Origin of the sequence: Streptomyces sp. ML-6 (assembly GCF_030116705.1) — a bacterium.
Taxonomy (GTDB): Bacteria; Actinomycetota; Actinomycetes; order Streptomycetales; family Streptomycetaceae; genus Streptomyces.
Genome location: NZ_JAOTIK010000001.1, coordinates 4,641,356 through 4,654,457, shown reverse-complemented (window position 1 = coordinate 4,654,457; position 13,102 = coordinate 4,641,356). Strand labels below are relative to the sequence as shown.

Annotated in this window: 18 protein-coding genes; 7 read left to right on the top strand and 11 right to left on the bottom strand. The window is 70.5% G+C overall.

Features of this window, described 5'->3' with window-relative positions; all coding sequences use genetic code 11:
- Positions 1-58: 58 nt before the first annotated feature.
- From OCT49_RS20795 to OCT49_RS20785, 3 genes are all read left to right on the top strand, one after another.
- Entirely contained in the window at positions 59-889 is an 831-nt protein-coding gene (locus OCT49_RS20795) for a helix-turn-helix domain-containing protein (protein ID WP_283853366.1), read from the top strand.
- Entirely contained in the window at positions 886-1,095 is a 210-nt protein-coding gene (locus tag OCT49_RS20790) for a DUF397 domain-containing protein (RefSeq protein ID WP_283853365.1), read from the top strand. The genes OCT49_RS20795 and OCT49_RS20790 overlap by 4 nt, the downstream gene beginning before the upstream one ends.
- 181 nt (positions 1,096-1,276) lie before the next feature.
- Entirely contained in the window at positions 1,277-1,477 is a 201-nt protein-coding gene (locus OCT49_RS20785) for a DUF397 domain-containing protein (protein ID WP_283853364.1), read from the top strand.
- 39 nt (positions 1,478-1,516) lie between these two features.
- On the opposite strand, the gene OCT49_RS20780 is transcribed toward OCT49_RS20785, so the two are convergent.
- The 4 genes from OCT49_RS20780 to OCT49_RS20765 form a co-directional block, all read right to left on the bottom strand.
- Complete coding sequence (locus tag OCT49_RS20780; RefSeq protein ID WP_283853363.1) at positions 1,517-2,068, bottom strand: hypothetical protein; 552 nt, start codon at positions 2,066-2,068, stop codon at positions 1,517-1,519.
- A gap of 12 nt (positions 2,069-2,080) precedes the next feature.
- The gene (locus tag OCT49_RS20775; RefSeq protein ID WP_283853362.1) at positions 2,081-2,488 is read right to left on the bottom strand and encodes a nuclear transport factor 2 family protein; all 408 of its coding nucleotides are present in this window, start codon (positions 2,486-2,488) and stop codon (positions 2,081-2,083) included.
- An 86-nt stretch (positions 2,489-2,574) separates the two neighbouring features.
- Entirely contained in the window at positions 2,575-3,495 is a 921-nt protein-coding gene (locus OCT49_RS20770) for an aldo/keto reductase (RefSeq protein WP_283853361.1), read from the bottom strand.
- A 314-nt stretch (positions 3,496-3,809) separates the two neighbouring features.
- Positions 3,810-5,171 (bottom strand): NAD(P)-binding domain-containing protein, encoded by a 1,362-nt coding sequence (locus OCT49_RS20765; protein ID WP_283853360.1) that lies wholly within the window; start codon positions 5,169-5,171, stop codon positions 3,810-3,812.
- Between the two features lie 369 nt (positions 5,172-5,540).
- Between OCT49_RS20765 and OCT49_RS20760 the strand changes: the two genes are divergently transcribed.
- Positions 5,541-5,915 carry an ArsR/SmtB family transcription factor gene (locus OCT49_RS20760; RefSeq protein ID WP_283853359.1) on the top strand — a complete coding sequence of 125 codons (375 nt, stop codon included), beginning with the start codon at positions 5,541-5,543 and terminating at the stop codon, positions 5,913-5,915.
- A gap of 28 nt (positions 5,916-5,943) precedes the next feature.
- Positions 5,944-6,450: a GNAT family N-acetyltransferase gene (locus OCT49_RS20755; RefSeq protein WP_283853358.1), complete on the top strand. Its 507-nt coding sequence runs from the start codon at positions 5,944-5,946 to the stop codon at positions 6,448-6,450.
- Between the two features lie 168 nt (positions 6,451-6,618).
- Here the strand turns inward: OCT49_RS20755 and arsB are convergent, their stop codons facing one another.
- Complete coding sequence (gene arsB, locus OCT49_RS20750) at positions 6,619-7,725, bottom strand: ACR3 family arsenite efflux transporter (RefSeq protein WP_283853357.1); 1,107 nt, start codon at positions 7,723-7,725, stop codon at positions 6,619-6,621.
- Entirely contained in the window at positions 7,722-8,030 is a 309-nt protein-coding gene (locus OCT49_RS20745) for an ArsR/SmtB family transcription factor (protein WP_283853356.1), read from the bottom strand. Before OCT49_RS20745 ends, arsB begins: the two co-directional genes overlap by 4 nt.
- Before the next feature lie 95 nt (positions 8,031-8,125).
- On the opposite strand from OCT49_RS20745, the gene OCT49_RS20740 reads away from it, so the two are divergent.
- Entirely contained in the window at positions 8,126-8,539 is a 414-nt protein-coding gene (locus OCT49_RS20740; protein ID WP_283853355.1) for an arsenate reductase ArsC, read from the top strand.
- A gap of 59 nt (positions 8,540-8,598) precedes the next feature.
- Here the strand turns inward: OCT49_RS20740 and OCT49_RS20735 are convergent, their stop codons facing one another.
- Positions 8,599-9,072, bottom strand: coding sequence for a VOC family protein (locus tag OCT49_RS20735; protein ID WP_283853354.1), 474 nt, complete (start codon positions 9,070-9,072; stop codon positions 8,599-8,601).
- A gap of 95 nt (positions 9,073-9,167) precedes the next feature.
- Between OCT49_RS20735 and OCT49_RS20730 the strand changes: the two genes are divergently transcribed.
- Complete coding sequence (locus OCT49_RS20730; RefSeq protein WP_283853353.1) at positions 9,168-9,749, top strand: TetR/AcrR family transcriptional regulator; 582 nt, start codon at positions 9,168-9,170, stop codon at positions 9,747-9,749.
- Positions 9,750-9,877: 128 nt separating this feature from the next.
- On the opposite strand, the gene OCT49_RS20725 is transcribed toward OCT49_RS20730, so the two are convergent.
- The 4 genes from OCT49_RS20725 to OCT49_RS20710 all read right to left on the bottom strand — a co-directional run bounded on the left by OCT49_RS20725 (position 9,878) and on the right by OCT49_RS20710 (position 13,008).
- Positions 9,878-10,522, bottom strand: a complete 645-nt coding sequence (locus tag OCT49_RS20725) for a dihydrofolate reductase family protein (protein ID WP_283853352.1) — start codon at positions 10,520-10,522, stop codon at positions 9,878-9,880.
- A 67-nt stretch (positions 10,523-10,589) separates the two neighbouring features.
- Positions 10,590-11,492 carry a bifunctional helix-turn-helix transcriptional regulator/GNAT family N-acetyltransferase gene (locus OCT49_RS20720; protein ID WP_283853351.1) on the bottom strand — a complete coding sequence of 301 codons (903 nt, stop codon included), beginning with the start codon at positions 11,490-11,492 and terminating at the stop codon, positions 10,590-10,592.
- A gap of 106 nt (positions 11,493-11,598) precedes the next feature.
- Positions 11,599-11,988 carry a VOC family protein gene (locus OCT49_RS20715; RefSeq protein ID WP_283855881.1) on the bottom strand — a complete coding sequence of 130 codons (390 nt, stop codon included), beginning with the start codon at positions 11,986-11,988 and terminating at the stop codon, positions 11,599-11,601.
- A gap of 111 nt (positions 11,989-12,099) precedes the next feature.
- Positions 12,100-13,008, bottom strand: a complete 909-nt coding sequence (locus OCT49_RS20710) for a nitroreductase/quinone reductase family protein (RefSeq protein WP_283853350.1) — start codon at positions 13,006-13,008, stop codon at positions 12,100-12,102.
- Positions 13,009-13,102: the final 94 nt, after the last annotated feature.

The window sequence follows — 13,102 nt, the reverse complement described above, 5'->3', positions numbered from 1 at the left end:
GCCTAGAGTTGGGGTGTCTTCAACCTGCGCCGCTTGAGCGGAGAGATGGGACTTCTGGATGGTGAATCGCAAGGAGCTGGACCCCGACAAGTCGCCCGCTGCCCGATTCGGGCAGCGTCTGCGCCAGTTACGTGACGAACGCGGCTGGACTCAGGACGAGCTGGCGGCTCGTATGGGGTGCTCCGGAACGCATATTTCTGCTGTGGAAACTGGTCGACGCCCACCAACTCCTCGCTTTGCTGCAAGTGCTGACAAAGCATTGGGAACAGGCGACCGACTCGAACGTCAGGAGCGGGCTGTCCGAAACACCGCGATACTCGAAGGGTTTCCGGAGTTCGTGGCGCACGAGGTGCGTGCGGCAGAGATCAGGCTCTTCGAACTCGGGATCATCCCCGGCCTGCTCCAGACACCGGAGTACGCCGCAGCCATCACCACAGGCGCCGTGCGACGCGGAGCGATCACGGAGCAGCAAGCAGAAGAGCGGCTGTCCCTATTTGCACAGAGGCAGGCGTCATTGCAGCGTACTCCGCCACCGTTGGTGTACGTCGTTCTCGACGAGAGCTGCATTCGGCGCCCCGTGGGCGGCTCCAGAGTCATGGCGGAACAACTGGACCAGCTCATCGCGTTCGCCGAGTTGCCCTCGACCGTCGTGCAAGTGGCTCCGTTCGACCTCGGGGAACGTCGTGCATTCGATCTACCTGTAACGCTGGTGACCCTTGCTGATCGGTCTCAGATTGCGTACGCCGAGTCTGCACAACAAGGGCGCCTGGAGCGCGATATGAGGTTCGTGCAGCCTCTGGCAACGGCCTACCATCAGATGCAAGCCGAAGCACTGTCCCAAGCGGCCTCTGTGGCCGTGATCGAGCAGGTACGAAAGGGCTCCCTGTGACGACCGAATCCCCTCGCTGGTTCAAGTCCTCCTACAGCAGCAACGGCGGCCAGTGCATCGAGGTTGCCGCCAACCTCGCCAGCTCGCTCGGCGTGGTTCCCGTTCGTGACTCCAAAAACCTGAACGGCCCAATGCTGAAGACCTCCGTCGCCTCGTTCGCCACCTTCGTGGCAGGCGTCAAGGCCGGAGAGCTCGGCGCCATCTGACCAGCAGGTCCAGCACATCCGATCCGAGAACACCTCGCCGTACAACACATGGCGGGGTGTTCTCGTTGTTGTCTACCGGAAGTCTGTCGAGTTCCGGCCGAAGGAGTCCGCCGACAGTTTGCCCCGCCGGCCTGGAGGGCACCTGGCACCCGACACGACCTCGGACTCGAAAGGTCTCCCCGTGACGACCGGATCCCCCCACTGGTTCAAGTCCTCATTCAGCGAGAACGGTGGCCAGTGCGTGGAGGTCGCCGCCAACCTCGTCACCTCGCGCGGCATCATCCCCATGCGCGACTCCAAGAACCCGCACGGCCCCACCCTGAACACCTCCCCCACCTCCTTCGTCGCAGGCGTCAAGGCTGGAGAGTTCGGCACCACCTGACGGCAAACGGCGGGCAGCTCACCCACGGCTCGAACGACGTCAGCGGTCGAGGGCGGACAGGTCCTCGTCGCACAGGCCGGTCCGGCAGCACACGGGCAGCCAGTCGGCTGCAACCTCCCGGACGCGTTGCAGGCGTGCCCTGTCCGGCTCCACCACCGTGAGGATCTCGAACGCGGCGCCGGCGGTGCCGAGGGACCGGTTCGCCATCACCTCTCCGTAGAGCAGCCAGAGGCCCTGCCGGGCGAGGCCCCGGCACCGTTCCGGGAGATCGAAGCCCTGCCGGGCGGACTCCCCGTCCGTGCCCTCGCCCGCCACCAGACGCTGCAGCAGGTCGAGGAACCGTTCCCGAACCGTTGGTGCGGCATCGTCCGCGAGGGCGGCCAGGGCGACGGATGCCACCGCGGGGGCCGGTTCCCAGAGGACCGCTGCGGACCAGACGTGCGCTTCGAGATGGAAGTGGTCCAGTCCCCGCCCGGGTTCCCCGCCGGCGAGCCGCAGCAGGTCCCGGGCCAGGTGTTCCGCCGAGCCGCCGCATCCGCACAGCATGCCGTCCCAGTCGTGCCGGGCGATCTCCATCTCAACAAGTCGCATGGCTGCCGTACCTCAGGTGGTCTCGTCGGTCGATGATGCGGCGGCGGGCGGGACGGGTGTGGCCTGGTGGTAGTACATCTGCCACGTCGCGGCCGGACCCCGCTTGCGCCAGAGCGAACTGCGCCGCGCCCGGTTCCCGTCCAGCGTGGTCTCGTAGGTGAGGTGCACCAGTCCGGGTGCCAGCAGGACACCGGTGAAATCCGAGGGTTCGTAGCGCGGACCGCTTTCCGTCGCACCGTCCATCTCGGGCAGCGCGGCGAGCATCTCGTCGTACGTCCACCGCCGTCCCGAAGCGCCGACCTCCACGAAGTCCGGGTCCAGAAGCCGTCGGGCGAGCGCGCGTGACATGCGTACGTGGGGGTCCATGAGGCGCAGCTCGCCCGCGATCGCTTCGCCCACCTCATCCGTCTCCCGGCTCATGCGGGCATCTTCGCCCGGGTGACCGGGCCCGCCGCAACCGGGTTACGGGGCGGAAGCCGCGACGGGCCGGTCGACCGGCAGCCCGATCACCCCTCTGCGGGGCTCGCGGAGTCGGCCGCTCGGTCGAGGCGGGCCATCTCGTCCACCGAGAGCCGCAGCGCGCCGGCCGCCACGTTCTGGGCGAGGTGGTCCGGATCGCCGGTGCCCGGGATCGCCAGGACGTGCGGGCCCTGGTGCAGGGTCCAGGCCAGCCGGATCTGTGCGGGGGTCGCGCCGTGAGCGCGGGCGATGGTGCGCACCTCCTCATCGGCGTCGGGGGCCGGGCCCGTCTCGCGGCCGGAACCGGCGATCGCGAAGAACGGGACGAAGGCGATGTCGAGTTCGCCGCAGTGCCGCAGGAGCGCCCGGTCCTCGCTCGGCGCGCCGATCCCGTACGGGTTCTGCACGCAGACGACCGGGGCGATGGCCCGGGCCTCGGTCAGTTGCGCGGAGGTGACGTTGGAGACGCCGAGGTGGCGGATCAGTCCGGCGTCGCGCAACTCGGCCAGGGCCCCGAAGTGTTCGCCGATCGATCCGTTCCGCCTGCTCGGCGGGACGCGCAGGTTCACCACGTCCAGGTGGTCGCGGCCGAGCTGGCGGATGTTCTCCTCGACCTGGCCGCGCAGCTGCTCCGGGTCGGCCCACCACCACGCGCCCGAGGGGTCGCGGGCCGGCCAGACCTTGGTGGTGATGACCAGGTCGTCCGGGTACGGCGCCAGTGCCCGGTTGATCAGTTCGTTGGCGGAGCGCGTCGCGGAGAAGTAGAACGCGGCGGTGTCGAGGTGGTTCACGCCGAGTTCGACCGCCCGCCGGAGCACGCCGATCGACTGCTCGCGGTCACGCGGCACCCCGCCGTCGAAGGGCTCGGTACCGGTCAGGCGCATCGCGCCGAATCCGACGCGGTTGACGGTCAGGTCACCGAGTCGCCAAGTACCGGATGCGGCCGGGGCGTTCGTCCTTGTGCTCATGGCATGGCTCTTCTCTTGCGGGTCGGGAAACGAGGAACCGGTGGGTGGGCGCGGTGGGTTCGGGCCGCTCGGGGGTGCCTTACGACAGGTCCCCTCACCGGTGCCGGGGCAGGGCCCCGGACATGCAAAAAGCCTCCCCGGCGGATCGGAATCCGCGCCGAGAAGGCCCATCTGTCAGTTGCATTCTAACAGGCGTTCGATCCTCTCCTCTTGGGCCGAAGCCGGGAATGCGGCAGGGCTTCCGGCCGCGGGCGCGGAACCCGTACGGCCGGTCATCTGCAGCGGGAGGCCGGACGTACGGGTTCCTGGTCCGGTTACCGGCAGCAGCCTCCGGTCTCGGGCGCGGTCCCGGGCGCGGCCTCGGGCGCGCAGCAGCCGCTGTCGGCCTGCTGAGGGCCGGGAGCGTCGAAGAGGCCGGCACCGCCGCAGACTCCGGTCTCGGGAAGGGTGAGTTCCACGCGGTCGGCGGACTCGATGTCGCCGGCGATGGCGGCGGCGACGGAGCGGACCTGTTCGTAGCCGGTCATGGCGAGGAAGGTGGGGGCGCGGCCGTAGGACTTCATCCCGACCAGGTACACCCCGGGCTCGGGATGGGAGAGTTCACGGTGGCCGTGCGGGTAGACGGTGCCGCAGGAGTGCTGGTTGGGGTCGATCAGCGGAGCGAGCTCGACGGGGGCCTGGAGGCGTTCGTCGAGGCCCAGGCGCAGCTCACCGAGGAAGGACAGGTCGGGGCGGAAGCCGGTCAGCACGATCACCTCGTCGACCGGGTCCAGGCGGCGCCCGTCCTCGCCGACCAGGACGAGGCGGCCGTTGGCGTCGCGCTCGATCGCTTCGGTACGGAAGCCGGTGACCGCATCGGCGTGTCCCTCGTCCACGGCGGCCTTCGCCGCCAGGCCCAGGGCGCCGCGGGCGGGCAGCTGGTCGGCTTCGCCGCCGCCGAAGGTGGAGCCGGAGATGCCCCGGCGCAGGATCCACACGCCCTTCGTTCCCGCACCGTCGTCGGACTCGGCGAGGTCGGCGAGAAGGGCGAGGGCGGTGAAGGCGGAGGCGCCGGAGCCGATGACGGCGGTGCGCCCGCCCGCGTACCGGGCGCGCACGGCCGGGTCCTTCAGGTCCGGGACGCGATAGGCGATCCGGGCGGTGGCCGCGCGCTCACCGAGGGCCGGGAGGCCGCTGCCGCCGGCCGGGCCGGGGGTGGTCCAGGTGCCGGAGGCGTCGATGACGGCGCGGGCGAACAGCCGCTCCTCACGGCCGTCGGCGTGGGTGACGTGCACGACGAACGGCTGGGCCTCGCGGTCGGCATCGACGATCCGGTCGCGGCCGGTCCGGGACACGCCGGTGACCGTCGCGCCGGTGCGGACGCGGTCGCCGAGGGCGTCGGCGAGCGGCTGGAGGTAGAGGTCGGCCCAGTCGCCGCCGGAGGGGTAGGCGGCCGGGTCGGGGCGTGTCCAGCCGGTGGGGGCGAGGAGCTTCTCGGCTGCGGGGTCGACGACCTCGCCCCAGGTGGAGAACAGGCGTACGTGTGCCCACTCGCGCACCGCGGCGCCGGCGGTGGACCCGGCCTCCAGGACCAGGGGCTCGATGCCCTGGTCGAGCAGGTGGGCGGCGGCGGCCAGGCCGACGGGTCCGGCCCCGATCACGACGACGGGCAGCTCGGTGGCAATGGGCGCGTTCACGGCGACTCCTTGCTTGTTTCGACATTTGTCGATGGATTGCGCGACCCAGCATGGCACCTACATCGACAAGCGTCAACATAGACATTCATCGATATAGATGCTCGCCGGTGAGGCACATCGACGCAGCCACCATCGGCGACGCTCCCGGCGCCCGGAAACCTCGGCATCGCGAGGACCTCGCCACCGACACCCCCGGATCGGCACCCGTCGGGCCGGACCCGCGACGCACCCCCTCGCCGAACTCGCCGCGCGGCGCGGGCCGGAACGCAGGCCACGCCATCCGGCGCCCGACGCCCGCCACCCGGCCGCCCTTCTCGCGCACCGACAGCCAACCCTCCGCGCTGGTTCGACATGTGTCAACATAGACACATGTCGAATACAAAGGTGCTGCCGCTGCTCGAACCCGCCGACGGCCGGAGCGTGGTGCCGTGCTGCCCGCCGCTGACCGAACGCCCGATGACCGCGGAAGAAGCGGAGACGGCCGCGCGGATGTTCAAGGCGCTGGGTGACCCGGTCCGACTGCGGCTGTTCTCCGCCGTGGCCTCGCACGAGGGCGGCGAGGCATGCGTGTGCGACATCTCCGACGTCGGTGTCTCCCAGCCCACCGTCTCCCACCACCTGAAGAAGCTGAAGGAGGCCGGGCTGCTCACCTCCGAGCGGCGCGGTACCTGGGTGTACTACCGCGTCGAGCCCTCGGTGCTCGCCGCGATGGGCAAGTTGCTGACTCTGCCGGCTGCGGCCTGACGACGGTCGTCGGGCCGGAGGAGAAGCGTTGAGCGGAGCATCGAGCACGGTGGTCGTGCCGCTGACGGCGGAGTACGCCGATCAGGTACTGGCCATCTACCGGGCGGGCATCGACGAGGGCAACGCCACCTTCGAGACCAGCCCGCCGACCTGGGAGGAGTTCGACGCCGTGAAGCTGCCCGAACACCGCTTCGCCGCCCTCGACGAGGCGGGGGCGGTGCTGGGCTGGGTGGCCGCGAGCCGGGTCTCGGACCGGTGCGCGTACGCAGGGGTGGTCGAGCACTCCGTCTACGTGCATCCCGCCGCCTGCGGCCGGGGCATCGCCTCCGCCCTGCTCAAGGCCCTGGTCCACTCCACCGAACGGGCCGGGATCTGGACCATCCAGTCGGGGATCTTCCCCGAGAACGCCGCCAGCCTCGCCGTCCACCGGCGCGTCGGCTTCCGGGTCATCGGCACCCGCGAGCGGATCGGACGCCACCACGGCGTCTGGCGCGACGTGGTCCTCGTCGAGCGCCGCAGCCCCGCCGTCACCTGACGGTCGGTCCCGCCACCGCCTGACGGCCAGCCCCGCCGTCACCTGGCGCTTTCAACCCCGCCCGGCGGTCGCGCGGGCGGCGTCACGGGCCGGGTGGCCGACGCAGGTGGTGACCGGCGGCGGGCCCGGCCCGGCCGCCACCGAGCACCCCCACATCGGCGTGCCGGGTCAGGGGGCCGTCGTCACCGCGTCGGCGGCGAACCTCCTTCGCCAGGCGAGCGCGACGTAGACCAGACCGATCAGGACGGGTACTTCGATGAGCGGTCCGACGACGCCGGACAGCGCCTGGCCGGAGGTGACGCCGAAGGTGGCGATGGCGACCGCGATGGCCAGCTCGAAGTTGTTGCCCGCCGCCGTGAAGGCGAGGGTCGCGGTGCGGTCGTAGGCCAGCCCCAGGCCCTTGCCGAGCAGGAAGGTGCCGAAGAACATGACCGCGAAGTACACCAGCAGCGGCAGCGCGATCCGGGCGACGTCCAGCGGCTGGGAGGTGATCGTCTTTCCCTGGAGGGCGAAGAGGACGACGATCGTGAACAGCAGCCCGTACAGGGCCCACGGGCCGATCCTCGGCAGGAACTTCGCCTCGTAGTCGGCGCGGCCCAGCTTCTGCTCGCCGATGCGGCGGGTGAGGAAGCCGGCCAGGAGGGGGATGCCGAGGAAGATGACGACGTTCAGCGCGATGTGCCAGACGGACACGTCCAGGCCCTGGCCGTCGCCCAGGTTCATCCATCTCGGCAGCAGGTCGAGGTAGAACCAGCCCAGCAGGCCGAACGCGAGCACCTGGAAGACGCTGTTGAGGGCGACGAGGACGGCGGCTGCTTCGCGGTCGCCGCACGCGAGGTCGTTCCAGATGATGACCATGGCGATGCAGCGGGCGAGCCCGACGACGATCAGGCCGGTGCGGTACTCGGGCAGGTCCGGCAGGAAGATCCACGCGAGGGCGAACATGACGGCCGGGCCGACGATCCAGTTGATGACCAGCGAGGAGATCATCAGCTTCTTGTCGCCGGTGACGGTGTCGAGCTTGTCGTAGCGAACCTTGGCCAGGACCGGGTACATCATGACCAGCAGGCCGAGCGCGATCGGCAGAGAGATCCCGCCGATCTCGATCTTCGCGAGCGCGTCGTTCATCCCCGGGATCAGCCGCCCCAGGCCCAGGCCGACGGCCATGGCGAGCAGGATCCACACCGCGAGGTAGCGGTCGAGGGTGGAGAGCTTCCTGACGATCGAGTCGTCCCCGGTCGCCGTGGCGGTGGTGGTGGGTTCGGTGGAGGTCACGGGCAGGCCCTCTTGTTCTCGGCTGCGGTACGGGCCGAGGCGGCGAGAGCGGCGAACTGCTCGGACAGACCGGCCAGGACCTCGGGCTTGAGCCTGTAGTAGGTGAACCGGCCGCACGGCTCGGTCTCCACGATCCCGGCCTCGCGCAGCACCTTCATGTGGTTGGACAGGTTGGTCTGCCTGGCTCCGGTCTCCTCGACCAGGTGTGTCGTACAGAGCGTCTCGCGCGCCAGCAGGGTCACGATCTTCAGGCGGAGCGGATCGCCCAGCACCCGGATCACATCAGCATCGACTGAAGTCAGCATGTACTGATACTTTCACATCACCAATCGCTGATACCAGCGGGAGCTGAAGTCATTGGCGGCCGGGTTCCGCCACGCGACGAAAGAGAACGATCAACATGGCCGAGTCCTCCGGCAAGCCGTCCGTCCTGTTCGTCTGCGTCCACAACGCCGGCCGTTCCCAGATGGCCGCGGCCTGGCTCGCCCACCTCGCCGGGGACCGGATCGAGGTCCGCTCGGCCGGTTCCGCCCCGGCCGATTCGGTCAACCCGGCCGCCGTCGCCGCGATGGCCGAGGTCGGCATCGACATCTCCGCCGAGGTCCCCGAGGTCCTGACCGTCGACGCCGTCCGGTCCTCCGACGTCGTCATCACGATGGGCTGCGGGGACGCCTGCCCGGTCTTCCCCGGCAAGCGCTACCTCGACTGGCGGCTCGACGACCCGGCGGGCCTGGGCGTCGAAGCCGTCCGTCCGATCCGGGACGGAATCAGGTCCCTGGTGGAGGAGTTGATCGCCGGGATCGCGCCCGCCTGAGCGGACCCGGCCCCGGGGGGAACGTACTCGCCGCTGCGGGTCAGGTGGGTCAGGTGGGATCAGGCGCCGGTGTACTGGGCCGCGTACTCCTCACCGGGCGGGACGACCGTGATGACGTCGATCAGCACGCCGTCCGGAGCGGCGACGATGAAGTGGCGCTGGCCGAACTCCTCCGTGCGCAGCGACAGCACCTCGGGGAGGCCGGCCGCCGTCACGAGCCGCCGGTGCTCGGCGTCCACGTCGTTCACCTCGAAGTTCAGCAGCAGGCCACCCCGGAGCGCGCTCCGGTGGCTCTCGGGGTAGGTCGGGTGGGTGTGGTCCAGCAGGGCCAGCTCGTACTGCGGGGCGTCGGGGCGGCGCAGGCTCACGTACCAGTCCGCCTCGAAGGTCACCTCGAACCCGAAGTGGCGGGTGTAGAAGTCGCGGGAGGCGGCCACGTCACGGGTGGCGAGCACCGGGTAAAAGCCGCCGAGCACGGCCGTGCGGTCGTTCGTGACAGCGGAATCGTTCGTCGTCGCAGGTGACTTCGTCATGGCAGGGTCCTTCCGTCAATTTCGCATACCCCGGGTATGCGAACCGTGATGTTAGCGTACCCCGGGTATGTGAATGGAGAGGGAGGTTCGCAACGATGGCGGTCAACCGGGCGGAACAGCGGGCGGCCACGCGGCGGGCGCTGCTGGACGAGGGGCGTCGCCGGTTCGCCGCCGACGGCTACCACCACGTGGTGCTGGCCGAGGTGGCGCGGGCCACCGGGGTCACCAAGGGGGCCGCGTACCACCACTTCGACAGCAAGGCGGGGCTCTTCCGGGCCGTCGTCGCCGAGGTCCAGCAGGAGCTGGGCGAGCGGGTGGCCGCCGCGGCCGAGCGGTACGAGGACCTCTGGGAACAGCTCCGGGCCGGTTGCCGGGCCTTCCTGGCCGCGGGGACCGATCCGGCCGTGCGGCAGATCCTGCTGGTCGACGCGCCGACCGTGCTGGGCTGGGACGAGTGGCGGACCATGGACGAGGAGTCCTCCGCCCGACACCTGACGGAGGCCCTGGCGGCACTCGCCGAGGCCGGGATCATCGCCGATCAGCCGGTGGAGCCCCTGGCCCGGCTGCTTTCGGGGGCGATGAACGAGGCCGCGCTCTGGATCGCGCGGGGCGGGGATCCGCAGGCCGCCGAGCAGGCGCTCGACCGGCTCCTGGCCGGGCTGCGCGCCCCGGCCTGATCTCTCACAGCCGCCCGGAGGGCCGGGGTTCGGAGGGCCGGGGCTCGGAGGCCGAAGCCCGGAGGGCTGGAAGGCCCCGGCCCCCGGCGGCCCCGGCGACCCCGGTCACCGCCCGGCGGGCCCCTCCGTCACTTGCGCCAGAACAGGTGGTGCGTCACACCGCTCGGGCTGGGCACGACGTCGAGGTGGAACCGGTCGAGCAGCTCGTCCGGGGACTCCCAGAGCCGCGAACCGGATCCGAGCTTCACCGGCGAGACCGCCACGTGCAGGGTGTCGACGAGGTCGGCTTCGAGGAACTGCCGGATGGTGGCGGCCCCGCCGCCCAGCCGGACGTCCTTGCCCTGCGCCGCCCCCCGCGCCTTTTCGAGCACTGCGGCCGGTTCGTCGTCGACGAAGTGGAACGTGGTGTCGGAGAGCGTGAACGAGGGCCGCAGGTGGTGCGTCATCACGAACACCGGGGTGCGGAACGGGGGTTCGTCGCCCCACCAGCCGAGCCAGTCGTGGTCCTGCCAGGGCCCGCGCTGAGGGCCGAACTTGTTGCGGCCCATGATCTCGGCGCCGATGTTGTTCGTGAAGTCCCGCGTGAAGTAGTCGTCGAGGCCGCGGCTCCCGCCGGGGTCGGTGCGGTTGGGCCAGCTCGCCGTGGCCCCGGCCCAGCTGAACATGGTCCCCGGATCGGCGTGCCCGAACGGCCTCTCCAGGCTCTGGCCCTCGCCGGCCCCGAAGCCGTCGCTCGACACGTTGAAGTTCTGGACCCTCAGCAGCTGTTCCACGTGCTTCCTCCTGTTGTACGTAGGCGGTGAAGGGGACTGGGAAGGAGACTGTTCGAACCGGGAGAACTCATCGGGGGCGGTCCGGCGGTGCGGCGATCCGCTTCTCGAACCAGTGGTGGGCGTACGGCTCGTCGTTGAAGGCCGCGACCTCCTGGAAGCCGAAGGACCGGTACAGGCCGATCGCGGCGCCGAGCGCCTTGTTGGTGTCCAGCCGCAACGTGTCACAGCCGTGCCGGGCGGCCCGCGCCTCCAGTTCGGTCAGGAAACGGCGGCCGAGTCCGAGCCTGCGGGCCCGGGGGGCGACCCACATGCGCTTGATCTCCGCCGGACCCCCGGGCGGCAGCTTCACACCGGCGCAGCCGACGGGCTCGCCGTGCAGCCGGGCGACCAGGAACAGGCCGCGCTCCGGCCGGAGTTCGCCCGTGTCGGGGAGGAGACTGAGCGCGGGGTCGAAACCGGTCTCGAAGAGCCCGCGCACCTCGTCGAAGTAGGACGAGAGGCAGCACCGGGCGTCGGGGTGGTCGGGGTCGACGACGTCCAGGGCGACCGTCGCGGCGGTCAGCAGCCGGTCGACCTCGGTCATGGCCGCGACCAGCCGGGCGCGTTGCGCGGGGTTGAGCGGTTCGAGGAGGGAACCGGCCAGCTCGTTGCTGCGCTCGTCGATCAGGGACCGCTCCGCCCGTCCCCTCCCCGTGAGCCGCACCGTGCGCACGCGCCCGTCCCGGGGGTGCGGCTCCACCGTCACCAGGCCGTCGGCCTCCAGGGAGCGCAGCAGCCGGCTGACGTAACCGGAGTCGAGCCCGAGACGTTCGCGCAGCCGCCGCACGTCCAGGCCCCGTTCGCCGATCTCCCAGAGCAGCCGGGCCTCGCCGACCGGCCGGTCGCGGCCCAGGTAGTGGCCGTGGAGCACGCCCACGCGTTCGGTGACGGTGCGGTTGAACCGCCGTACCCGGTCGATCTGTTCATCCATTCTCTGACCTTAGTCAGAGAATCCTGTGCTGAGCCATGACCGGGACGGGCGGACCGCCTTCCGTGCCCCGGACGGGGGTGTCTCCCGTCCGGGGCCGCCCGGCCGGTCAGCCCTGCGTCACGTCCTGCGGGTACCAGCGCAGCTCGACGGTGTTGCCGTCCGGGTCCCGGACGTACACCGACTGCGCGTCGCCCCGGGCGCCGGAACGGGTGACCGGGCCCTCCAGCACGGTGAAGACGCCCGAGTCGATGACCTCCTGCCAGTCCAGCGGCTCGACGACCAGGCAGATGTGGTCGACGTTCGACTCATGGCGCGGCCGGCCCAGCAGATCGATGATCATCGTCGGGCTGACCCGTACCGACGGGAACGGGGCCTTCCCGGCCCGCCACTCGTCCACCTTGACCGGCTCCAGGCCGAGGAGACCGCAGTAGAACTCCAGGGACTGTTCGACGTCCTGCACGTTGAGCACCAGATGATCGAAGTCCTTGACTCTCACTCGCACGGCACGGCCTTTCCACCGCCGGAAGCGGTTCGGTTGGTTCGGTTCGTTCGGTTGGTTGGTTTGGTTCGGTTGGTTCGTTCGGTTGGTTCGTTCGGTTCGGATGTCTCAGGGGGCCTGAGGCGCAGGAGGCCAGGGAATGCCGGCCAGTAGGGGCAGCAGTTGCTCCTCCTCGTGGTCGAGGTGCGCGTTCAGCTCCGTGGACATCCTGTCGAGTTCGGCGCGGAAGTGCTCGGGGTCGGCGGCCGCGATGTCCGCCAGCAGGGTCACCAGATCGCCCTGGAGGCGGGCGACCGTGCGGTGCTCCTCGGCGAGCCGGTCGAAGGTGGCGGTCAGGTCCGGGTGGTACCGGGCGATCCCGGGGAACAGGTGCGCGTCCTCGCTGGTGTGGTGGAACTCCAGGGTCCGGCAGAACGCCAGGCAGCGCTGCCTGATCTGCAGCCCGAGCCCCGGGGCCGGGGGCGCGCCGGGGCCCCGGTGGGCGGCCCGGGCCGCGAGGTGGGCGTCCACCTCCGTCCGTACCTGGCGCAGCTGGTCGCGCAGCCAGGTGTGGACCTCCATGAGCTTTCCGGCGAGGGTGGTGATCTCGCGGGGCTCCCAGCCGTCGGGCTCGGCGCGTTCCAGCGCCACGACCGGCAGGAGCCGGGTGGTTCCGGCCTGGTAGTCGGCGTATCCGGGGGACGTGCGCACGACGTGCTCGAACAGTTCCCCGCGCCGCTCCCCCTCCGCGGGGACCGCGAGGGCCTCGAACGCACGGGTGCCGACCTCCACCCGGACCACGGGGTGGGCGAGCAGGTTGTGGTACCAGTCCGGGTGCTTCGGAGCGCCGAGGTTGGAGCCGACGACCAGCAGTGTGTCGCCGTGCCGGACGTAGCCGAGGGGGGTGGTGGTCTCCTTGCCCGACCTGGCGCCGGTGGTGGTCAGCAGGAGCAGGTCCCCGCCTTCGAAGGGGCCGCCGACCTTCCCCTCGTTGGCGCGGAACTCGTCGATGACGGATTGGTTGAACGGTGTGGGCATACGGGTCTGTGTCTCCGTGGATCCGGATGCGGCCGGAGCCGCACCGAGCTGCGGGCAGCTGCGGTCAGTCGCGATGAACTGCGGTCAGCTGCGG